This window comes from Candidatus Methylomirabilota bacterium (assembly GCA_028870115.1).
Classification (GTDB): Bacteria; Methylomirabilota; Methylomirabilia; order Methylomirabilales; family Methylomirabilaceae; genus Methylomirabilis.
Map to the genome: position 1 here is coordinate 1 of JAGWQH010000014.1, position 21923 is coordinate 21923.

Consider the following 21923-nt stretch of genomic DNA (forward strand, 5'->3'; position numbering starts at 1 on the left):
CTTGCTCCACGAGTTCGCCGTCACGATCGGCGTTGCGGTGCTGGTGTCGGGGTTCGTCTCGCTCACCCTGACCCCGATGATGTGCAGCCGCTTCCTGCGCCCGCCGGGCGAGTCGCGGAGCCGACTGTACACGGCGTCGGAGCGGGTCTATACCGGAATGCGGCGCCTCTACGAACGGAGCCTCCAGCGCGTCATGGAACATCCCCGGGCGACGATGGCGGTTCTCGCCCTTACCGTGGTGTTCACGGCCTACCTGTTCGTCGTGATCCCGAAAGGGTTCATCCCCAATGAGGATACGGGGCAGATCGTGGGGTTCACGGAGGGGTCCCAGGACATCTCCTTTGACGCGATGGCCCAGCACCAGCGGGCGGTGGCGGAGATTGTGGGGCAGCATCCCGCTGTGGCGGCCGTCATGTCCTCTGTCGGCCCCGACGACACGAACATTACACCCAACACCGGCCGCCTTCTCCTCCGTCTGAAACCGCGTGCCGCGCGCCCGGGCGTGGACGCGGTCATCGAGGAGTTGCGCCCCAAGCTGGCAAACGTGCCGGGGATCAGGGTCTACCCGCAGAGCCCGCCGATGATTCAAATCGGCGGCCAGCTCACCAAGGCCCTCTTCCAGTACACGCTGCAGGATGCCGACCTGCCGGAGCTCTACCACTGGGCCCCCCTGCTGTATGAGAAGCTTCGAATGCTGCCGGGCTTCCAGGACGTCAACACCGATCTGCAGATCACCAGCCCCCAGGTCGTCGTCGACATCGATCGGGACAAGGCCGCCGCCGTGGGCGTGACGGCGGAGCAGATCGAGAACGCGCTGTACGACGCGTACGGGGCCCGCCAGGTCTCGACGATCTACACCCCCGCCAATGAGTACTGGGTCATCATGGAACTGGAGCCCCGCTACCAGGCGGACCCGGCCGCCCTCGCGATGCTCTACGTTCGTGCAGCCACCGGTCGCCTCGTGCCGCTGAACGCCGTCGCGACGCTCACCCGGGGCGTCGGCCCCCTCACGGTTACCCACCTGGGGCAACTGCCGTCCGTGACGATCTCCTTCAACCTCAAGCCCGGGATCGCGCTGGGCGACGCCGTGGCGGAGGTGCAGCAGGTCCAGCGCGAGCTGAACCTGCCCCCCACCCTCAGCACGAGCTTCCAGGGGACGGCGCAGGCGTTCCAGGCCTCGCTGAAGGGCCTGGGGCTCCTGCTGCTGGTCGCCATCCTGGTGATCTACCTGGTGCTCGGGATCCTCTACGAGAGCTTCATCCATCCGCTGACCATCCTGTCCGGCCTGCCCTCCGCCGGTGTGGGGGCGTTGCTCACGCTCCTGTTGTTCCGGATGGAGCTGAACGTCTACGGGTTCGTCGGGGTCATCATGCTCATCGGGATCGTGAAGAAGAACGCCATCATGATGATCGACTTCGCACTGGACGCGGAGCGGGCGGGCAAGACGCCAGCGGCGGCGATCTACGACGGGTGCCTCCTCCGGTTCCGGCCGATCATGATGACCACGATGGCGGCGCTTATGGGGACGCTGCCGATCGCGCTCGGGTTCGGCGCCGGGGCCGAGTCGCGCCGGCCCCTGGGCCTGGCCGTGGTCGGCGGCCTGCTGCTCTCGCAACTCCTGACCCTCTACATCACGCCGGTCGTCTACCTATACCTGGACTCGTTCCGGACCGCCACCGCTGCCTGGTGGGGCCGGCTCCGCCGGTTCCGACGCCGGGACCAGGCGTTGACGGAGGAGTAGAGAGCTGGCGCGCTCGGGTGGTCTTTGACGTCTAAAACGCGACGCACCTGCGACGGCCCAATCTTGGCCTCACGAGTGAATTGACCCCCTACTATTGTCTCCTGAAACCTAGCGTTATCTGCTCTGCACTGACACACTGAGCCTTCCTGCTCGCCACGATGCCACCGGGCTTTTTTCCTTGATCCTGGTGGGGAAGTGTAATAGGGTTCTCCGCAGGAGTGAGCTTGCCGGCTGTGTATGGCGGCAGTTAGGAATCGTAGGGGAACAACAACAGCATTCACGAGAGGAGGAGGCCATGACACGAGCCTGGGGACAGGTAGGCGTACTGGTCGGGCTGATCGTCCTGCTGGCAGGGACACCGAGCTGGGGCGGGGGGCACCCGGCGGGTAATGACAATAGCGACGGTAGCAACAACACCGGGGGGGGCACGGGCGCCCTGACGAGCGGCAGCCTCAGCGGCAGCGCCAACACCGCCTATGGCGCCGCGGCGCTCGCCTCCACCACCACCGGCGGCGCCAACACCGCCGTCGGCGCGGACGCGCTTAACTCCACCATCGACGGCAACGGCAACACCGCCGTTGGCGCGGCCGCGCTCGCCGCTACCACCCACGGCGGCGCCAACACCGCCGTTGGCTACTTGGCGCTTCTCGCCAACACCATCGGCACCTTCAACACCGCCGTTGGCGCGGCCGCGCTCTTCCACACCACCGCCGACCACAACACCGCCGTCGGCACATTCGCGCTCCTCAACAACACCACCGGCGACGGCAATTTCGCCCTCGGCTGGAACGCGCTCCTCAACAACATCACGGGCAAAAGTAACGTCGCCCTCGGCCGCGGTGCGCTGTCCAACAGCACCGGGGATCGCAATATCGCGGTGGGCCCCCAAAGCGGCGCGAACCTGACCGGCGGCAGCCACAACCTCTACTTGGGCTCTTTCGGGCCTCCTAGCCCGGGCGCCGAATCGAACACCCTGCGCCTGGGGGAGCCCTCGGAGCAGTCCAGCGCCTACATCGCGGGGGTCTTCGGCGCGGTCGTGCCGGGGGGCACGGCGGTGGTTATCGACAGCAGTGGCCGGTTGGGCACCTCCACGTCCTCGGCCCGCTATAAGCGCGACATCGACACCTTGGGGGCATCCAGTCGGGGACTGTTTCAGCTTCGCCCGGTCAGCTTCCGCTATAAGGACGACCCGGCCGGGCAGCGCAAGTACGGCCTGATCGCTGAAGAGGTGGCCACGGTCTACCCTGAACTGGTGACCCACACCGCTATGGGAGACGTGTTGGGGGTGGACTACCCGCAACTGATCCCGCTGCTGCTCAATGAGGTGCAAGCGTTGAAGGCGGAGCATCAGCAGGAGTTGGCGGCGCTGAAAGCAGAGCAGGAGAGCCTCCGAGCGGAGATAGCGCAGATGCGGGCGGCTATGGCAACACAGACAGTGGCGCTGTCTGGCCACTAAAGGCCTGCGTGGCCGACGCCAAGAGCGGGGGCGTCGGCCACGTGGTGCTGTAAGTTCATAATTGACAGCGCTTATTTCCTCTCGTACAATCCTCTTCGTCTCTTAAAGGCATCATCCTTACCACCGCGTCACGCCATGCGGTCTGGATTCCGGGTTCCAAATGATGAAATCCCCTTGACCTGGAAACCGGACTTAGAGCTTAGCGCTCCGTACCTGCAGCTCGGCGTCCGGTCTATCACCATCAGAGCTGCGGTCGATGTGGACAAGTTACCACCAGCCATAAGCGCAACACAGAGAGATCACATGTACACAGCGCTGACCGAAACACGTCCCTGGGGACGCTGGACGGTCCTCGAAGAGGGGGAAGGGTATAAGGTCAAGCGAATTGAGGTCAATTCGGGGCAGCGTCTCAGTCTGCAGCGACACGCTCATCGGAGCGAGCATTGGATTGTCGTGGCCGGAACGGCTAAGGTGAGCATCGGGGATCGAATCTCGTTCGTTCATGCACAGGAATCGACGTTTGTGCCGGTAGGAGCGGCTCACCGGATTGAGAACCCCGGACCGCACCTCCTTATCATCATTGAAATTCAAAGCGGCCTCTACCTCGGGGAAGATGACATTGTCCGACTTCAGGACGACTATGGCCGGAGCGGCGGGTAGGGGTGAAACATGTGTCGCTCCCTCCGTCTTCGCGGTGGTGCTCGCCGGAGGGAGGGGTGAGCGCTTCTGGCCGGTCAGCACTGAAGCGCAACCCAAGGCCTTCCTTCGTTTAATCGGGAACGAGTCGCTCCTTCAGGCGACGGCCCGGCGGGTGCGACTTCTGTTGCCATGGGCGCAGATTGCCGTGGTGGTTGGCCGTACACACGCCGATCTCGTCCAAGAGCAACTCCCGCAGCTCCCCGCTGCTAATCTCATGCTTGAGCCGCAGGGCAGGGACACCGCGGCAGCCATCGGCTTGGCCTCGCTGCATCTCGAGCGACTTGACCCCGAAGCGATCATGATCGTCCTGCCGGCTGATCACTACGTCCCGGACGGCGAGGCGTTTGTGACAGTCCTGCAGCAGGCAATCAAATTGCTCGCCTTACACCCGGACTGGGTGGTGACACTCGGCATCCCTCCTACCAGGCCAGAGACCGGGTACGGATATCTGGAGGTCGGCGAATCGCTTACCGAGTCTCCGGGTGCTTTCTGCGTCCATCGATTTATGGAGAAACCGGATCGGCAGACAGCCGAGCGCCTGGTGACAGACGGGTGTCACTACTGGAACAGCGGGATCTTTCTCTGGCGGAATAGCGCGATCCAGAGCCTGCTTGCGCAGTATTTGCGAGATGTGTGGGCAGGTCTTCGTCGTATCCGCGAAGCCTGGGGGGTACAAGAGGTGCTGGTCCGTGAGTACAGCGCATTTCAAAAGCAGTCAGTAGACTATGGAGTGTTGGAGCGGATGGGGGAGAGGGTTGCGATGGTTAGGGCCGATTTCGCCTGGGACGATCTGGGGGCATGGGATGCGTTGGCGCGAGTGCAGCCCGTAGACGAAGGCGGCAATGTGATCGTGGGTGATGTGCAGTCTCTGGACACGACCAAGTCGATCATTGTCTCGAACGGGCCGAGGGTGGCAATAGTTGGGCTGTCGGAGATGATTGTCGTGGCGTCCAAGGACGGCGTACTGGTCTGTCCCAAGGGGCGGGCCCAGGAGGTCAGAGGGCTCGCGAGAAAACCCTCATGACCGCGCGACGGGCGTTAATCACCGGTGTTACGGGCCAGGACGGCTCTTACCTGGCTGAGTATCTCCTCCAGCGGGGATACACGGTGGTCGGGATGGTGCGATGTGTGAACACCAAACCGCTTGACCGGATCGCGCACATACTCGATCGGATCACCCTGCAACCGGCGGACCTGCTCGACCAGGAGTCGTTGATCCATCTCATCCGAGAGGTCCGGCCTCACGAGATCTACAACCTCGCCTCGCAGTCATTCGTCCCAACCTCCTGGGAACAGGCAGTTCTCACGGCCGAGTGTACCGCTGTTGGTGTGACCCGCCTCTTGGAGGCCATTCGCCTGGTGGATGCCGGAATCCGGTTCTATCAGGCCAGCACGGGCGAGATGTTCGGCAAGGCTCAGGAGGTGCCGCAGCACGAGCGGACGCCGTTCTATCCGAGAAGTCCATACGGCGTGGCCAAGCTCTACGGTCATTGGATCACAGTCAACTACCGGGAACGTTACGGGCTCTTTGCTTGTTCGGGTATCCTGTTCAACCACGAGTCCCCTCGACGGGGCAGGGAGTTTGTCGCTCGGAAGGTGACCGATGGCGTCGCGCGGATCAAGCACGGCCTGGCGACCGAGCTACGCCTCGGCAACATCGAGGCCCATCGCGACTGGGGCTATGCCGGCGACTATGTGAAGGCGATGTGGTTGATGCTGCAACAAGAGAGCCCCGATGACTACATCATCGCTACGGGCGAGACCCATTCAGTCCGGGAACTCGCGCAGATTGCGTTCGCGAGAGTGGGACTTGATTGGCGGGAGTACGTTAGGGAAGATCCTGCGCTGAAACGACCTGCCGAGGTCAACCTGCTGCAGGGGGATGCGTCGAAGGCGAAGCGGGTGATGGGTTGGCAACCGGAGGTCAGCTTTCGCGAGTTGATCGAGATGATGGTGGATGCGGACCTGCAACGTTACGCCGAGACCGTATCCGCATCACCGGACACCAGGGGGAGGTAGGGCTGGTGGAGATCTGCATCGTAGGAACAGGGTACGTCGGCCTTGTCACCGGGGCGTGCCTCGCGGAGATCGGCCACCGCGTGGTCTGTGTAGATGACGACCGGGAGAAGATCGCGATCCTGAAGCAGGGCCAGATGCCTATTTTTGAGCCTGGCCTTGATCGCCTGATCATGCGCAACCGACAGGAGGGTCGCCTGTCCTTCACCACCGACCTCAAGGAAGGGATCGAAGCTGCAACAGTGATCTTCATCTGCGTGGGTACGCCCCCACTGGAGGATGGAGATGCGGACCTCTCAGCGGTGGAGCAGGTAACGCGGCGAATCGGGGAACTGTCGTCTGCCTACAAGCTGGTGGTGGAGAAGAGTACGGTGCCGGTTCAGACCGGAATGTGGATTGAGAAGACGCTCAAAGTCTATAAAGGGGGTGAAGGCGTACGGTTCGACGTCGCCTCTAACCCGGAATTTCTTCGTGAAGGTTCCGCCGTCGAGGATTTCCTGCACCCCGATAGAATCGTGGTGGGGGTTGAGCACCCTCGGGCGGAGCGGCTGCTCAGAGAGCTGTATGAGCCGATCGTAAACCGCGCGTTCCCCTGCCCGATCCACAACAGCTGCGCGGAAAACGGAGCCGTTCCATTCCTGGTCACGGACATCAAGAGCGCCGAGTTGATCAAGCACGCCTCGAACTCGTTTCTGGCCACAAAGATCTCCTTTATTAATAGCGTAGCGGATCTCTGTGAGCTGGTCGGCGCTGATGTGGAGTTGGTGGCGGAGGGAATGGGGCTCGACCGGCGGATCGGACGCAGCTTCTTAAACGCAGGGCTCGGTTTTGGAGGGTTTTGCTTCCCGAAAGATCTTCAAGCATTTGTCAAGATTGCGGAGAAGTGCGGGTACGATTTTCGCCTGTTACAGGAGGTTGATCGTATCAACCAGTCGAGGATCGCGCAGGCTATTAAGAAACTGAAAGATCAGCTCTGGATCCTGAAGGAAAAGATCATCGGCGTCTGGGGGCTCGCGTTCAAGCCGGATACAGACGATGTGCGGTATTCCCCTTCACTTACTCTCATCACGCGGCTCCTGGCCGAAGGCGCGACTGTCAAAGCGTACGACCCGAAGGCGATGGAAAGAGCACGGCAGCAACTTCCGTCACTCATCTGCTGCCCGGACCCTTACGAGGCGGCTTCCGGCGCTGATGCGTTGATCGTGGCAACGGAGTGGAAAGAGTTTACCAACGCTGATCTGACACGAGTCAAGAGCCTCATGCGGCGACCCCTGATGCTGGACGGCCGGAACCTGTTCGATCGCCAACAGATGAAGGCCGTGGGGTTCGAATACCTGGGGATCGGGCGATGAAAGGGGTTCCATGTCTCGCATACTGATTACGGGCGGGGCCGGGTTTCTGGGCTCCCATCTGTGCGACCGATTGATCGAGAAAGGGCATGAGGTCATCTGCCTGGACAACCTGATCACCGGTTTAGTGGACAATGTCGCCCACCTGATCAGGCACGATGCGTTCCGCTTCATCAAGCTGGATGTCACCGAGTACCTGTACATCGACGGTCCGCTGGACTATGTGCTCCATTTCGCCTCTCCAGCCAGTCCCATCGATTACCAGCGCCTCCCGATCCAGACGTTGAAGGTGGGCTCCCTTGGGACCCATAAAGCCCTGGGTCTGGCCAAGGCCAAAGGCGCCCGCTTCCTGCTGGCGTCGACTTCAGAGGTCTACGGCGATCCTGCTATTCACCCCCAGCGGGAGGAATACTGGGGCAACGTGAATCCGGTCGGTCCACGTGGGGTGTACGATGAGGCGAAGCGGTTCGCCGAGGCGATGACGATGGCCTATCATCGATACCACGGGCTTAATACGAGGATCGCTCGGATCTTCAATACATATGGACCTCGGATGCGGCCGAACGATGGCCGGGTCGTGTCCAATTTCATCAGCCAGGCGCTGCGCGGCGAGCCCCTGACAGTGTATGGCGACGGATCACAGACCCGAAGCTTCTGTTATGTCTCCGATCTGGTCGAGGGGCTGTACTGCCTGTTGATGTCGGACGAGGTCAACCCGGTCAACATCGGGAATCCGAAAGAGTTTACGGTTCTCGACCTTGCCCACATGGTCTTGAGGTCGATCGATGGCCGATCGACTATTGAGTTCCGTCCGTTACCGCTGGATGACCCCCGTGTTCGTCAGCCGGATATCGGCCTGGCGCGAGAGAAACTTGGCTGGGAGCCGAAGGTGCAGATCGAAGAAGGGCTGACGCTGACTATCGAATACTTTCGTAAGCAGTTGGTAAAATCTTATTGAAGGTAACGAAGAGACGGCTGAAGCTTAACTATACCCCAATCCCTGTCCCCTGTATTTAATAGACTGGCGTTAGCCAGTGTACGTACTTCTTCCGCTTTCCCTTAACCACGTCGAAATAGAGGGCTTGAATCTTCTCGGTGATCGGCCCTATCCTGCCGGTGCCCAGCGGCCGTTTATCCGCTTCGATCATGGGCGAGACCTGGGCGCCCGTTCCGCACAGAAACGCCTCATCGGCAACGTACAGCTCCGTCCTGCCAATGGGCCGCTCGATCGTTTCAATGCCTAACTCTTCCCGTGCCAACTCGATCACCGTGTCGCGTGTGATTCCTTCCAGGATATCCTCAGACAGGGCCGGCGTGATCAACCTCCCCTCCCTGACAAGAAAGATATTCTCCGCCGACCCTTCAGAGATAAAGCCCGCTTCGGTGAGGAAGATCGCCTCATCGTAGCCGTGTTCGAGGGCCTCGGTTTTGGCCAGGGCTGAGTTGACATAGCCGCCGGTAACCTTGCAGCGGGCCGGGATAGTATTATCGTGAATCCGACGCCAGGAAGAGAAGCCCACCTTGATCCCGCTTGAGACGTTAATGTACTCGCCCAGCGGCAGTGTGTACATAGCGAAACCGGTGGAATAGCCGATGAACTTCGGGCCGATCCCATCTGAATCGACATAGGCGATCGGCCGGATATAGGTGTCGGTTTCGGGGTGGTTGCGCCTGAGCAGTTCCAGGGTGATCTCCGACAGCTCCTTTGTGTCCTTCCCGATATTGAGCTTCAGGACTCGACAGTTCCTGAACAGCCGGACGTAATGTTCCACCAGACGGAAGACATAGAGTTGTCGCTCATCCGGGTTCCAGTAGGCTCGAATCCCCTCGAAGATACCGGTCCCGTACTGGAAGGTATTGTTCTGGATGCTGACCTTGGCTTGATCAAGCGGAACGAACTGCCCCTTGAAATAAGCGTACGTCATGGGCCTCTCCTCTGTGTACAACCACTACGCAATGCCGGGCTGAACCTAGCCGGAATCCGGTGAAAAGTCAATAGGCTTCGGGCCTCTTTAGTGGAGTTATTGCATGGCGGCAACGTTCGCTTCTACGGGAGAAGCATAATCGGCAGGCAACAACGGGCGGCGAATGGTGCAGCACGAGATAGCCGGGTAAGGGCTGTCCGAAGGTTCCACCCCATCCTGCATCCGGGGTAACATTGGTTCCTGCTGTCAACCGTTCTTCGCATCCTCAAAAACGCTGAGATTGCCGCGCACCATTCGGGTGCTCGCAATGACGGATAAATCGGCGTTGGAGGATAGCTTGACGCGGGGGCTCGCCTGGCCTACACTTCACCCGAACCCTTTATTTTATTGTTTCTCGGCTGAAAAGGAGGTAGGAACCTATGAAGAGACGGCCACGCTGGATCCCCAGCCTGTCTTTTGCCTTTCTTCTTCTCGCCTTGGCAGGCGATCCCCTGAACGCCCAGGAGATTCGCGACGATCCTGAGGCCCGTGCTCTCCTGGAGGAGGCCCGCCAGCGCGTTGTCGTATGGGACCGCTTCCCGGGCTTTGAGGCGAAAATCGAGGTGGACCATGATGGAAAAAGGTCGAGTGGGAAACTAACGGTTTTGCCTTCCGGAAAGGTAGAGGTTGGGCTTCAAGACCGCGAGGCGGCAGACTGGGCTGGCGGGATCCTGAAGTCGCTTGTCAACCATCGACTGAAAACGGAAATACACAAGCACGAGGAGGCGCCGGTTGCCTTCGGCCCTGAGGATCAGCATCCACTGGGACGCCTGGTCAAGAAAGGCGACCGTTTCTCATCGATGTACCGCATCAAGGATCGACAAATCCTCCAGGTCAACCAGAAGACCGAAAAAGGATGGTTGAGCCTCAACGTCTTAGAGTACGTCCCGACGTCTCATGGCTTCTTACCCAAGCAGGTGGCCGTCTTTCAGTTCGACGAAAAGGGTGTGCTCGGGAAAAGTACCGTCTTCACTGATGAGTACGTCGAGGTGGAAAAGTTCTGGCTTCCCAAGTCCCGTGTGATCTTCGTCGCCCAAGGGGGAAAGATCGAGGTCTCGACGCTTCAGTTGCAAGCGCACCGCCTGCTTCCGGAAGAAGCGGTCAAGGCCCAGGCTTCCTGATCCCTGGCGTCGTCAATTCCCCTTTTCGGCAACCAGCATCAGGGCCGCAAGGTTGCGATCGTACTGACGGAATACGCGCCGCATTGCGTGTATCCTCTGGCGCGCCGCCGGATTTCGCAGCACATTCCAGGCGATCCGCGCCATCCCCGCCACCCCTTCATTCCGGATCATCTGGGATGGTTCGAGCAGGTGCATCGGGGCGGTGGCCTGCGCCTTGATGATCAAACCTTCGTGTTGCAGCAGCACCTTCCATTCCGCCACGGTCAATGGACGTACCCCCACATGAATGGACTGCGAGAGCGCTCGGTTGATGGCGTCTCTTGTCGCATGATCGATATCATCCGGTACTAAAGATAATTCATGGATGCCACAACGCCCACCTGGCGCCAGCAAGCGCTTGGCCTCCTGAATGATCCTGGCCTTATTCTCCGGCGGTTTCATGCTCAACATCGCTTCGCAGTACACCACCGTGGCGCTGCTGTCCGGCAGACCTGATTGTTCGGCCTGCCCTACAACGCACCGCTGATTGTCGCCAGACAGATAGCCCTGTACCCGCTTCGCGGCGTCAGCGTCGGCTTCTACCGCCGTATAGCTGGACGGGGATTTGATTAACACCAGTTGTGCCGTTACGCCCAGTCCTGGCGCAAATTCGATCACTCTATCCGTCGGCCCGACATTGAGCGCATCCAGCATCCGACGGGTCAATTCCAGGCCGCCGGGACGCAATACCCGCTTTCCCATCTGTGCCAGCAGCCAATGCCCCGGCATCTTCTCAACGTGCAGTCCATGTCCCGGCAAGATCTCCTCGTGTTCACTCATGAGCTTTTCGCTTTCTCTCCCAAATGTTTAATGAGTCGCTTTTTTCCGTCGGGGGTATTAACAAGTCGAAGCTACAATACCACAGTTTTGGCGCCAGGTCACAGGTACTCGCGCTCGGCCCGGCAGAGGGCGCGATAGCGCGCGAAGGTCTGGCGTGAGTCCTCGACTCCGCACAGCAAATAGCGAGCAGCAGGAGGTTCGGGTGCCGCGGTGCGGAAGATCATGGATCGATGGGCTTCGAGCGCTAACCCTTTCGCAAAAGACGTTGACAAGCTTTCAGCAATACTATATTGGGTGTCGTGTTCAGTTCGTACGGAGGAAGCGTATATGCGGGCGCTGTGTTTAAATAGTGCGCACCCGATTGAAGACCATCCACTCGAGCTGGTCGAGCTGCCAGCGCCGATTGCTGGACCAGGCGAACTCCGCCTACGCGTCCAGGCCTGTGGCCTCTGCCGGACAGACCTGCACATTATCGAAGGCGATCTCCCACTTCCCACGCTCCCAATTGTTCCGGGACACCAGATCGTTGGCGTTGTCGACCAGGTCGGAAAGGGCGTGACGCGCTTTCGAGCAGGTGATCGGCTGGGCGTGCCATGGCTGTATACCACCTGTGGCCAATGCGCCTTCTGCCGGCGAAATCAGGAAAACCTCTGTGACACCGCCCGCTTCACGGGCTACCACGTGAATGGGGGGTATGCGGAGTTCGTGGTCGCGCAAGAGACGTTTGCGTACCCGCTCCCGACCGGCATCTCGGCGGATCATGTGGCCCCCCTTCTATGCGCGGGGGTCATCGGCTTCCGCGCCCTGCGACTGAGCGAGATCAGACCAGGCGAGCGCCTTGGCCTGTATGGGTTCGGCGGCTCGGCTCACATCGCGATCCAGGTTGCGGTCCATTGGGGATGCGAGGTCTATGTCTTTACCAGGAGTGAGGCGCATCGCGCCCTGGCCAGGCAGCTAGGCGCCGATTGGGCGGGCCGGGCCGAGGATGACCCGCCAAGGTTACTGGATAGCGCGGTCATCTTTGCGCCTGTCGGCCGGTTGATACCGCAGGCGCTCCGGGTCCTGAGGAAAGGGGGTACGATCTCACTCGCCGGCATCACGATGAGCCCGATCCCGGAGCTTGACTATGCGCTACTGTACCAAGAGCGGACTGTCCGGAGCGTGGCTAACAGCACTAGGCAGGATGTGCGCGACCTCCTGCATTTGGCCGTGGAGATCCCGATCCGAACGGAAGTCGACACCTTTCCCCTTGAACAGGCGAATCAGGCCCTCCAGCTTCTAAAACAAAGCCGGTTCGGTGGCGCCGGGGTTCTGACGCTGTTGTAGCATCTTTGGCTGGGGTGATCACGATTGTCTCTACTTTTCGATCCCGATGACAATCTGTTTGACCCGGTTGCTTGTCGAGACTAGATCGCAGATAAAGGCCTTCACCCCCTGCGTTTAAGCGTTGGCACTGAGGCGCAAGGTATGGTATGGTTAAGCTTAGCAAATGACCCTAGCGCGTGTCTAAGGAGAGATGATGCTCGATATCCGCTATCGAATCGACCGAATGAAGGCGTTGCAGGCCTTGAGGGAAGCGGGCCTCACCGAGACCCAGGCGCAGCAGTTGGACGAGTTGTGCCGGGCGCAAGATGAGGACGGGATGCTTGCTCTTCTGGAGGGGACGACGCTGATTCCGCTTGCCAAAAAGAAGCTTGAGATCCTCAGGCAGGCCAGGCTGGTTGGGGAGCGGCTGACCGAACTGAGCCGGATCATCCCGCTCCCCCACGAGAAGATCCAGGAGCTCTATCCGCAGATCCGCGACATTAAGCTCGCCTACGAGCGGTTAACCACAGAGGCCGACAGATTCATGACGCGGGTCTAACGCGCTGACATCAGACGGAATTCAGAAAGTGGAGGAGGCAGATGGAGGCATCAGTCGTCATATACGGGAAGGATACCTGACCCTACACCTCGGCAGCCCGTGAGGACTACGCCAAGCGGAACGTCCCGTTCACCTACCTCAATGTACAGAAAGACCCCAAGGCTCTGGCGCAGATGTTGGAGGCTTCGAAAGGCTCACGCGATGTCCCTGTCATTGTCGAGAAGGGTAAGGTGACCATTGGATTTGGCGGAACCTGAGCAGTCTAGATGTGCCGACGGTCGTTGGCGTAAGTGAGGAAAAGATGCAACCTGAAAAGTGGCGCAACCTCAATCTCATTGTAGGGATGGCCATGCTGCTGGCATCTATGTTCGCCATGCGGTATCTCACAAAGTTGTTGATCTGGTTGGGATAAACTGTAGCTCCAGGTTCCAACCCCCCGGTAGACCGATACGCATAGGACTTATTCTTCCGACCTCCCAGATCTTTAGGCACTGGCTTCGATTCCGCCCCCCTAAATCCCCTTGACAGCGATGATAGCGTCGGGTTAGAAGTGTAAAAAGGACCGATAACTGATCGGACATGATGGAGGTTATGGTGGCGAAGGTCCTCAGCATCATCCCCGAACGGTGTACCGCCTGCCGGGCTTGTGAACTCGCCTGCTCGATAAAGCACTACGGCGAGTTTAATACCAGCCGATCGCGCATTAAGGTCAGCATCTTCCTTGAAGAAGCGGTCTACATCCCCACCGCCTGCACCCAATGCACCGAGGCCTGGTGCGCGAAGATCTGCCCCACCACCGCCATCCTTCGCAACGACGACTACATGGCGTACTACGTCGTCGACGACAAATGCGTCGGCTGCAAGATGTGCGTTCTGGCCTGTCCGTTTGGGGCGATAGAGTTGTATGCGGACCACGGCAAGGCCGAGAAGTGCGATCTCTGTCTCTCGATCGACGGCGATCCGGAGTGTGTGAAGTTCTGCACGCCAAAGGCGTTGCTCTTTACCGACGAGGACGCGGGTCCCAAGGCCAAGCAGGCCGCCACGGCCCTCCGGCTGAAAGAGGCATTACAGGAGGCGGCAAGCTAATGGGCTGGACCGGGACGATCCTCAGGGTCAATTTGAGCAGCGGCAGTGTGGCAAAGGAACCGCTGGATGGGCATCTCGCCAGGTCCTACATCGGCGGTCGTGGCCTGGCGACGAAGATCCTGTACGATGAGATCGACCCGACACTCGATCCGCTTGGACCGGCCAACAAACTGATTCTCGCCACCGGCCCGCTCACCGGCACGAACGCCCCGACCGGAGGCCGATATATGGTGGTGACTAAGTCGCCGCTAACCGGCGCCATCGCCTGCTCCAACTCAGGTGGGTACGTCGGTGCGGAGATGAAGTACGCCGGCTACGACCTGGTGATTGTGGAGGGGAAAGCGCCCCATCCGGTCTACCTCTGGATCAACAATGATCGAGTGGAGATTCGGGATGCCGTTCAGGTCTGGGGGACGTCTACGCACAAGACTGAGGACGCCCTTCGAGCAGCTACCAACGCCGAGGCTAAAATCTGCAGCATCGGGCCGGCGGGCGAGACGCTGAGCCTCACCGCCGCCGTGATGAACGACAAGCACCGGGCTGCAGGGCGCTCCGGGGTGGGCGCGGTGATGGGATCGAAAAACCTCAAGGCGATAGTCTTCCGGGGCACCCGGTCGGTCAAGGTCGCACATCCCCATGCGTTCATGCGGGCGTGCCTGCAGGCAGTGGCGAAGCTTCAGGCAGAACCGGGTTCGGGAGAAGGCCTGCCGATGTACGGTACGCCAGGGATCGTGAGTGTCATCAATGCCCACGGCTTCATGCCGACCAACAACTTTCAGTTCGGCCAGTTTGCCGGCGCCGACCGGATCAGCGGCGAGACCATTCGTGATGAGATCCTGATCCGGAACAAGGGCTGTTTTGCGTGTACCATCGCCTGCGCGCGAGTCACCAAGGTCAAGGCTGGAAAGTTCAGGGGGTCTGGCGAAGGGCCGGAATATGAGACTGTCTGGGGCCTTGGCGCCATGACCGGTGTCAGCGACCTGGCGGCGGTTACCAGGGCCGGCTACCTGTGCAATGAGCTGGGGATGGACACCATCGAGGCGGGGGTGGCCATCGCCACCGCCATGGAGCTGTTCGAGGCCGGCTACATCCCGGAGCGTGACATCGGCCGCCCGCTTCGTTTTGGCGACGCAGACGCGCTGGTGGAAATGACGGAGAAGCTGGGTAGGGGAGAGGGGTTCGGCGCTATTCTGGCACTGGGCGGTGCACGGCTCGCCGAGCGGTATGACCATTCCGAACTGTTCATGGGGGTGAAGCGGCAGGCGTTCGCCGCCTACGATGGGCGAGGGGCGCAGGGGATGGCCCTCGGGTATGCTACCTCCAACCGGGGCGCCTGTCACCTGCGCGGCTACACCATCTCGGCCGAGGTGTTCGGTGTTCCGCGGAAGGTAGATCCGTTTGCCACCGAGGGGAAAGCGGCGCTGGCCAAGGCGTCCCAGGACGCTACCGCCTTCGTCGATTCGACCGGCACCTGTCTGTTTACAACGTTCGCCCTGGGGCCCGCTGATCTACACGCGATGTTGGAGCTGGCGACGGATTCCGGTTATACAGTAGACGAAGTCATCAAGATCGGCGAGCGGATCTGGAACCTCGAGCGGCTCTTTAACCTCAGGGCCGGCCTCAGCGCCAAAGACGACACCCTGCCTCGTCGCATTCTGGAAGAGCCGATTCCAGCGGGACCGGCCAAGGGAAAGGTGGCCCGCCTTGGCGAGATGCTCCCCGAGTACTACACGCTTCGCGGCTGGACTCCGGAAGGGGTCCCGACCCCTGAGAAGCTGAGGGCGCTTTCTCTAGCCCCCAACTCCTGACCTCTACCCCCTGTTCTTTATGCCCGAAGTCAGATTCGTTGGTGCCATCCGGCAGGTCGCAGGAAAGACATCGTTTGGGATCGATGCCGGCACGGTGGGGCAGCTCCTGGAAGCGCTGAGGCGGGTCATGAGCCCCACATTCCAGGAGTTTGTGTTTGAGGGGGAAAAGCTCCAGCAGGATGTCGAGGTCCTGGTGAATGACCGGAATATCGCGCTGCTCGACGGCCTAAAGACAGCGCTCACCCCGTTCGACCAAGTGACGCTGTTCATCAACGGTGTCCGAAGATTCCCGGGGCGCTTAGTGCCCTAAGCGGCAGCATCGTCACACGCAATGCGCTCCGAGGACCGGGATATCCTGGCCCGCGTGCTCAGTAGTTAGGTTCGATAGGTCGTGACATGAAGTGCCGTCAATGCTCGAAACCAGCCTTGTATCTAGTCGGTCCCGAGAATGCCCAGGTGCCGCTCTGTCTTGACTGCAATCTCAAGCACGTCCAGTTGATCACCATGCAGAACGAAATGCTTGAGCGCCAGATGAACTACCTGACCGACTACATGGGCATGATTGTTGGGCTACCTGGGCTTGGTCCGAGATTCCCGGAGCGGAAGAGCGTGACTATCGGAGGGGTGACGTTGAACAACATCAAGATCGACCGGAGTACGATCGGGGTCGTCAATACCGGGTCAATCGAGACGGTGGACTCAGCAGTGACTGTTCTGAGGCACTCAGGGGACCCCCAGCTAGCGACCGCAATCCTGGAGTTGTCTCAGGCCGTACTAAACAGCAGTGCACTGATCGCCGACACAAAGGCGAAGATTGTAGACATCCTTAGCGTACTAGCGAGTGAGGCAACCGCGCCGAAGGGGCGTCGTCGTCTCGCCGCTATTGGGCCATTACTCCAGGAAATCGCTACGCTTGTTGGAGGTGCAGCTGGCCTCGCCGAGATTTGGGATCGAGTACGACCGATTTTGGAAGCTGCATTTTAAGCAGCCCGCATTGACATGAAAGTAAACCTAACCGGCCGCTGCAAGAGACGCTCACTCCGTTTGCGCCCCTGAGCGGCATGACATTGGGTGCCTTCTTGAAGCATTCCGTACAGCACTACAGAGGGATATCTCAGAACGCTTCCGGGGTAGTGGAAGGCTTGCTTTCAACATAGTGCGATTTAAGACATTTCCCGCTGTCGGATAACCAGCATGGGTAAACTTCATCAAGTAATCATCGGAGCGAGTGCGGCAGGCTTGGCAGCCGTCGAAGCGATCCGGCGAGTGGACAAGAACTGTCCGATCACGGTCGTCTCGAAGGAGCCGATGCCGCTCTACTCGCGGGTCGGCCTCACGCATTTCATCTCCCGCGAGGTTGGCTACGACGGGATGCAGATGCGCGATGATGGGTACTTTGACCGGATGAAGGTGCGGGGCGTGATGAGAGTTGCCGCCCTCTCCGTCGATCCTAACGCGCGCCGCATCGTGCTGAGCAACGGTGAGAACCTGGCCTACGACAACTTACTGGTGGCGTCGGGCTCTCACGCCGTTATGCCACCGATTCCGTGGGCGAATCTCCAGGGCGTCTACACCTGCATCACCAACGTCGATGCCAAACAGATCGACGCGGCGATCCCCAGTGCGAAAGAGGCTGTCGTGATCGGCGCCGGCCTGATCGGGATCCAGGTGGTTGATGCGTTTGCCCGCCGCGGGTTGAAGACGACCGTCATCGAACAGATGCCGCACATGATGCCGGCCATGGCCGACGCAGTCTCCGCCGCAATGGTGGAAGATGAACTTCGGTCAGCCGGAGTGACAGTGAAGTGCGGCGTCAGGGCGACCGAGTTGCTGGGTAAGAACGGCCGGATCACCGGCGTGAGGGTTGAAAGCGGGGAGGTCTTCCCGTGCCAACTCCTGGTGATGGCCGCGGGCGTCGCACCCAACCTCGACTTTCTCAGCGGGACCGGCGTGAAAATGAACCGCGGGCTGGTGGTGGATGCCTACCAGCGAACCAGTCTGGACGGGGTCTATGCGGCCGGCGACGTCGCGGAGACGGTGGATATGTTCAGCGGCGAGCGAGTCGTGAACGCCATCTGGCCTGAAGCGCTGAACCAGGGAAAGATTGCCGGGCTGAATATGGCCGGGGTCGCTACACCTTGCGAGGGATCGATGGCGATGAATGTGACCTCGGTTCTGCAGACGCCGGTGGCGTCGATTGGTGCATGGAATTCACAGCCCGGCGAACGGTATCAGATTCGGGAGGTCCGCGATGACCGGAAGCGAATCTACCGTAAGCTGGTCTTCGATGGCGATCAACTCGTAGGCGCGATACTAGTGGGGACGTTCGAGGACGCTGGAATCCTCCATAACATGATCCGGACCAGGACCAGCTTTACCTTGAAGCCGGACCATCTGGCGCAGGCTACCGTCCGGTGGGGAACTGTGCTGCGAGCGATCCACAAGGCCGGCAGGGTTTAACGTAGGGACGGCTCACAAACCGCCTCTACTCTATATCACATCCATGAAAGTCGAAGTATCGCTGTACGGGACGCTCGCCAAGTACTTGCCGAAAGGGACGCAGGGCCGCACAGCCATCATGGATTGTCCCGATGGCGTGACGATCGGGCAGGTGATTGACCAGCTTGACATCCCGAAGCCATATCCCACAATGCTCCTCGTCAACGGTATCCACGCTGACTCGGACACTCCGCTAAAAGACGGCGATCTCCTCGCCCTGTTTCCCCCCCTGGCCGGCGGGTCACTGATCGCCCAGGATCGCGGATGGGGTTATTGCAGGTCGTTATGGGCCTTCGTCAGGAGATCTTGGGAGTTCTTGAAGGTCAACCGTCTCATAGCGAGGTCATATGGAAGCCAGTCGAAACCGATATGTTCATGAGAAAGGCTGACCTCGGACTGATCCGTTTCGGCGAGGAAGTAGATGACGATCTTAAAGATTCCGATCCCTTTCTGGCGGAAAAAATATCGGAGCGTCTGTTTATAGCCGTCTACAAAGCAGATCTCGGAGATCCCGGTCTCCTCCTTCAACTCGCGCCTGGCTGTTTGTTGCGCATCTTCGCCGGGTTCGATGTGGCCCTTGGGGAAGTCCCAGTGGCCTGACTCGTAATGAAGAAGCAGGTAGTGCGGCTCCGGTGCGCGCCTGAACAGGATTACCCCTGCCGAAATCTCGCGTGGCATATTACCTCAATCCTCCTCGATCCGTTCGCTCTGTGACGAGGATGGACGACGTGAAATCCGCGCCATTTTCTGCTTCCCTCAGACTACCCATTATGTTATATAGTATCACATGAACAACAGGTCGGCTTCATGCTCACCGTTCAAGGTCTATGGCATCAATCTGGTGGTCAGGATGCTTCGGGAACCGCCGGACAGCCTGACGGTTCACTGCCCGCGTGGCGCCTCCATCAGATACGGCCAGGTCGTAATGGCCGGCGACGGTTTCGACGAAGGGTCCAATTCCTTCCGGGAGATGCCCCCCCTCGAAGCGATTGTCGCCTTCGAGGAAGCCTCCGAAGGCGTGGAAGGGCACTATTTTTACCGCAACAACGAGGAATACCGGGTTCTGTCGCTAGATTCCATCATTATCGCCTTCCCGCAGCCATAGTCTCACTGCTCCTGGCCCCCGTTCGTCCATGTTTGAGCCAACCGCCATATCCGTTTATCTGCCTCTCGTGCCGCTATGATACAAGTTGTCCTGCCAGCAGCCTTTCGATCTCGGCCTTGGTGGGCAGCGAGTCTTGCGCGCCGCGCTTGGTCGCGGCGAGAGCCCCGGCGGCGTTGGCAAAGCGTACGGCGTCCTCTAATAACCGCAATCGGTCTGTGTGAAGCAGATCGGCCCGAGATTTCCCCGCTAAGGCTGCGGCCAGTGCGCCATTGAACGCGTCACCAGCGGCGGTTGTATCGACAGCCTCGACCGGGATAGCCGGCAGATGTTGTACAACCGAGGCTGTGCACAACAGCGCTCCTTGACTTCCAAGCGTCACGATAACGACGTGAGGGCCACGTACAAGCAGCGCCTTGGCTGCTGCCGCAGCGCTGGACAGGTCGGAAACCGTGATCCCCGTCAACGCTTCGGCCTCGGTCTCGTTCGGTGTCAGCAGGTCGGTGTGACGGAGAAGATCGTCCGATAAAGGGGCAGCGGGCGCCGGATTCAGGATTGTCGTCATTCCGTGGGTCTTGGCGAACTGTAGTGCCCGCTCGACGGTGACGATCGGGATCTCAAGCTGCACAAGCATGACAGTCCCATGGGTCAGGAAAGACTCGTGCTGCGCAATGACTGTCGGCAGGAGCAACTGATTGCTGCCGGGCGACACGGCGATCTGATTCCGTCCGTACCGATCAACAACAATCAGGGCGACGCCCGTTGAGGCCGACTCATCCCAGAGCAGACCATCGGCCGGCAGCCCCGCAGCAGTGAGATCTCGGTAGATCCGGTCACCGAAAGGATCGCGTCCAAGCTTTGCGAGAAACCGGACCTCGGCTCCGGCCCTACGCGCTGCGACGGCTTGGTTCGCTCCTTTACCACCGTTCGAAAGAAGCAGTTCTCCGCCGAGGATCGTCTCTCCCTCTCGCGGTAGTCTGGAGACCGCCACGGTCACATCAAGGTTCGCGCTACCGATCACGACAACCTGTCCGCTCAGCCGGTCGGCCGGCATATCCGCTCCAAGAAAAGGGCTATGAACCGTCCGGCGTCCACCTCCGTACACACCTGAAGGTTCGGTGGCTGCTTCCATTCCTCCCTGATCTGGCGCCTGTCGGCAATCGTCATCCCTTGAGCTGGGCCGTCTCCCAGCTCCACCTCGACGTGAAATGGCCGACGTGTCACGAGCGATGGATCGATTACGATACCGACGGCGAGCGGATCATGGAGCGGGATTGCAGCACACCCCGTCCGCGCTTGTTCAACGCCAAACAGTCGCTCAGTGATATCGCGGACGAACTGGGTCACACGACTGTCGATATGTCGGACTACGACGTCGATCAACTCCGCCGTGAGCATGACCTGCTGTGTAACATCCAAGGGGACGAGAGTGATCGGCAGGCCGGAGGTGAACACGAGCCTGGCGGCATCGGGATCGGTGTGCAGATTAAACTCCGCCCCAGGTGTCACGTTGCCCGATACCTGGATCGCGCCGCCCATGATGATGATCTCTTTGACCTTGGCTATCTCTGTCGGGGCTGCCTGGATGGCCATCGCCAGGTTGGTCAGCGGTCCAATGCAGATCAGGACCATCTCCCCCGGAGCGGCACTGATGAATTCGGCCATGAGAGTCGAGGCGGATTGGGGTGCGAGAAGTTGTTGCGGCTCGGGGTATCTGGGCATCCCTTCCTCAGTTGTCAAATGGGAGAGATCTCCCAGGCCGTCCTCACCATGATAATCCTGGGCCGTGCAGACTGGCTTGCTCAAGGGATGCGCGGCGCCTACCGCCACAGGGGGTCGTGAGTGCGGATGTATCACGTCAAGCAGCAGGCAGGCGTTCCGCGCCGTCTGCGCTATCGTGACATTACCGGCCACCGTCGTGATCGCCTCAACCGACAACTCCGGCGAGGCGAAGGCAAGCATCAGCGCCAGCGCATCGTCTATGCCAGGATCGGTGTCGATAATGACGCGCGTCGGGGGCATCCGTTCCGCTCCTTTGTGGCCATTATAATTGAGCGTAGCCTAGGTGGCTGGCCAGCTCGGCTCGCACAGGGTAGTCCGCAGCCAACGGTTCTCCTTCCGGCTGCGTCCGGTGTGTCGATTTGCACGATATGGCTCAGCGACGCAGGCGTTGCTTGAGCCATTCATACCCTTCTCGCCCACTCAGGTAGGAGCCGATACAAAAGGTCCCCCAACTCACAAGCGAAACGAGGAGAGCGATGCTTAGCTTCATCGTATTGGAAAGTGGGAGAAACGGGACCGCCAAATAGGCCGGATAAACCAGGAAGCTTGCAGCAATTAAGGTAATACCTACGACGAACTGAAAACGCCGGTCGGCGCCGCCTGGTGGCACGAATGGC

23 protein-coding genes are annotated in these 21923 nt (G+C 60.1%); 17 read left to right on the plus strand and 6 right to left on the minus strand.

The features are described 5' to 3' along the window. The 7 genes from KGL31_00595 to KGL31_00625 form a co-directional block, all read left to right on the plus strand. A partial coding sequence (locus KGL31_00595) for an efflux RND transporter permease subunit (GenBank protein MDE2320410.1) occupies positions 1-1741 on the plus strand: 1741 nt, incomplete at its 5' end. 295 nt (positions 1742-2036) lie between these two features. Continuing rightward, positions 2037-3197: a tail fiber domain-containing protein gene (locus KGL31_00600; protein MDE2320411.1), complete on the plus strand. Its 1161-nt coding sequence runs from the start codon at positions 2037-2039 to the stop codon at positions 3195-3197. 135 nt (positions 3198-3332) lie between these two features. Then, positions 3333-3857, plus strand: coding sequence for a phosphomannose isomerase type II C-terminal cupin domain (locus tag KGL31_00605; protein ID MDE2320412.1), 525 nt, complete (start codon positions 3333-3335; stop codon positions 3855-3857). Beyond that, the gene (locus KGL31_00610; GenBank protein ID MDE2320413.1) at positions 3811-4920 is read left to right on the plus strand and encodes a mannose-1-phosphate guanylyltransferase; all 1110 of its coding nucleotides are present in this window, start codon (positions 3811-3813) and stop codon (positions 4918-4920) included. The genes KGL31_00605 and KGL31_00610 overlap by 47 nt, the downstream gene beginning before the upstream one ends. After that, on the plus strand, positions 4917-5915 hold the full coding sequence (gene gmd, locus KGL31_00615) for a GDP-mannose 4,6-dehydratase (GenBank protein ID MDE2320414.1): 999 nt from the start codon (positions 4917-4919) through the stop codon (positions 5913-5915). The genes KGL31_00610 and gmd overlap by 4 nt, the downstream gene beginning before the upstream one ends. Positions 5916-5920: 5 nt before the next feature. Then, positions 5921-7264: a UDP-glucose/GDP-mannose dehydrogenase family protein gene (locus KGL31_00620; GenBank protein ID MDE2320415.1), complete on the plus strand. Its 1344-nt coding sequence runs from the start codon at positions 5921-5923 to the stop codon at positions 7262-7264. A 10-nt stretch (positions 7265-7274) separates the two neighbouring features. Next, entirely contained in the window at positions 7275-8219 is a 945-nt protein-coding gene (locus KGL31_00625; GenBank protein MDE2320416.1) for an SDR family oxidoreductase, read from the plus strand. Positions 8220-8274: 55 nt separating this feature from the next. Here KGL31_00625 and KGL31_00630 read toward each other — a convergent pair whose 3' ends face one another. Next, positions 8275-9186, minus strand: coding sequence for a branched-chain amino acid transaminase (locus KGL31_00630; protein MDE2320417.1), 912 nt, complete (start codon positions 9184-9186; stop codon positions 8275-8277). Between the two features lie 419 nt (positions 9187-9605). Here KGL31_00630 and KGL31_00635 point away from each other — a divergent pair, with 419 nt between their 5' ends. Beyond that, positions 9606-10346, plus strand: coding sequence for a DUF3386 family protein (locus KGL31_00635; protein MDE2320418.1), 741 nt, complete (start codon positions 9606-9608; stop codon positions 10344-10346). Between the two features lie 12 nt (positions 10347-10358). Here the strand turns inward: KGL31_00635 and KGL31_00640 are convergent, their stop codons facing one another. Further along, positions 10359-11165, minus strand: a complete 807-nt coding sequence (locus KGL31_00640; GenBank protein ID MDE2320419.1) for a class I SAM-dependent methyltransferase — start codon at positions 11163-11165, stop codon at positions 10359-10361. 327 nt (positions 11166-11492) lie between these two features. On the opposite strand from KGL31_00640, the gene KGL31_00645 reads away from it, so the two are divergent. The 8 genes from KGL31_00645 to KGL31_00680 all read left to right on the plus strand — a co-directional run bounded on the left by KGL31_00645 (position 11493) and on the right by KGL31_00680 (position 18801). Then, a complete protein-coding gene (locus tag KGL31_00645; protein ID MDE2320420.1) occupies positions 11493-12491 on the plus strand; it encodes a zinc-dependent alcohol dehydrogenase family protein in 999 nt (332 codons plus the stop codon). A gap of 190 nt (positions 12492-12681) precedes the next feature. Beyond that, a complete protein-coding gene (locus KGL31_00650; protein ID MDE2320421.1) occupies positions 12682-13029 on the plus strand; it encodes a hypothetical protein in 348 nt (115 codons plus the stop codon). Between the two features lie 594 nt (positions 13030-13623). Then, positions 13624-14115, plus strand: a complete 492-nt coding sequence (locus KGL31_00655; GenBank protein ID MDE2320422.1) for a 4Fe-4S dicluster domain-containing protein — start codon at positions 13624-13626, stop codon at positions 14113-14115. Further along, complete coding sequence (locus KGL31_00660; protein MDE2320423.1) at positions 14115-15923, plus strand: aldehyde ferredoxin oxidoreductase family protein; 1809 nt, start codon at positions 14115-14117, stop codon at positions 15921-15923. Before KGL31_00655 ends, KGL31_00660 begins: the two co-directional genes overlap by 1 nt. Positions 15924-15942: 19 nt before the next feature. Continuing rightward, a complete protein-coding gene (locus tag KGL31_00665; protein MDE2320424.1) occupies positions 15943-16233 on the plus strand; it encodes a MoaD/ThiS family protein in 291 nt (96 codons plus the stop codon). A gap of 146 nt (positions 16234-16379) precedes the next feature. Continuing rightward, positions 16380-16907, plus strand: a complete 528-nt coding sequence (locus KGL31_00670; protein MDE2320425.1) for a hypothetical protein — start codon at positions 16380-16382, stop codon at positions 16905-16907. Between the two features lie 210 nt (positions 16908-17117). Beyond that, the gene (locus KGL31_00675; protein MDE2320426.1) at positions 17118-18383 is read left to right on the plus strand and encodes an NAD(P)/FAD-dependent oxidoreductase; all 1266 of its coding nucleotides are present in this window, start codon (positions 17118-17120) and stop codon (positions 18381-18383) included. A 43-nt stretch (positions 18384-18426) separates the two neighbouring features. Then, entirely contained in the window at positions 18427-18801 is a 375-nt protein-coding gene (locus KGL31_00680; protein ID MDE2320427.1) for a MoaD/ThiS family protein, read from the plus strand. On the opposite strand, the gene KGL31_00685 is transcribed toward KGL31_00680, so the two are convergent. After that, complete coding sequence (locus tag KGL31_00685; protein MDE2320428.1) at positions 18693-19100, minus strand: NUDIX domain-containing protein; 408 nt, start codon at positions 19098-19100, stop codon at positions 18693-18695. The two genes, KGL31_00680 and KGL31_00685, sit on opposite strands and share 109 nt — an antisense overlap. A 109-nt stretch (positions 19101-19209) precedes the next feature. On the opposite strand from KGL31_00685, the gene KGL31_00690 reads away from it, so the two are divergent. Further along, positions 19210-19527: a hypothetical protein gene (locus KGL31_00690; GenBank protein MDE2320429.1), complete on the plus strand. Its 318-nt coding sequence runs from the start codon at positions 19210-19212 to the stop codon at positions 19525-19527. A gap of 73 nt (positions 19528-19600) precedes the next feature. Here KGL31_00690 and rbsK read toward each other — a convergent pair whose 3' ends face one another. From rbsK to KGL31_00705, 3 genes are all read right to left on the minus strand, one after another. Beyond that, positions 19601-20578 (minus strand): ribokinase, encoded by a 978-nt coding sequence (gene rbsK, locus KGL31_00695; GenBank protein MDE2320430.1) that lies wholly within the window; start codon positions 20576-20578, stop codon positions 19601-19603. Then, positions 20560-21546 (minus strand): nucleoside hydrolase, encoded by a 987-nt coding sequence (locus KGL31_00700; protein MDE2320431.1) that lies wholly within the window; start codon positions 21544-21546, stop codon positions 20560-20562. The genes rbsK and KGL31_00700 overlap by 19 nt, the downstream gene beginning before the upstream one ends. Positions 21547-21679: 133 nt before the next feature. After that, positions 21680-21916, minus strand: a complete 237-nt coding sequence (locus tag KGL31_00705; GenBank protein ID MDE2320432.1) for a hypothetical protein — start codon at positions 21914-21916, stop codon at positions 21680-21682. Positions 21917-21923 lie beyond the last annotated feature (7 nt).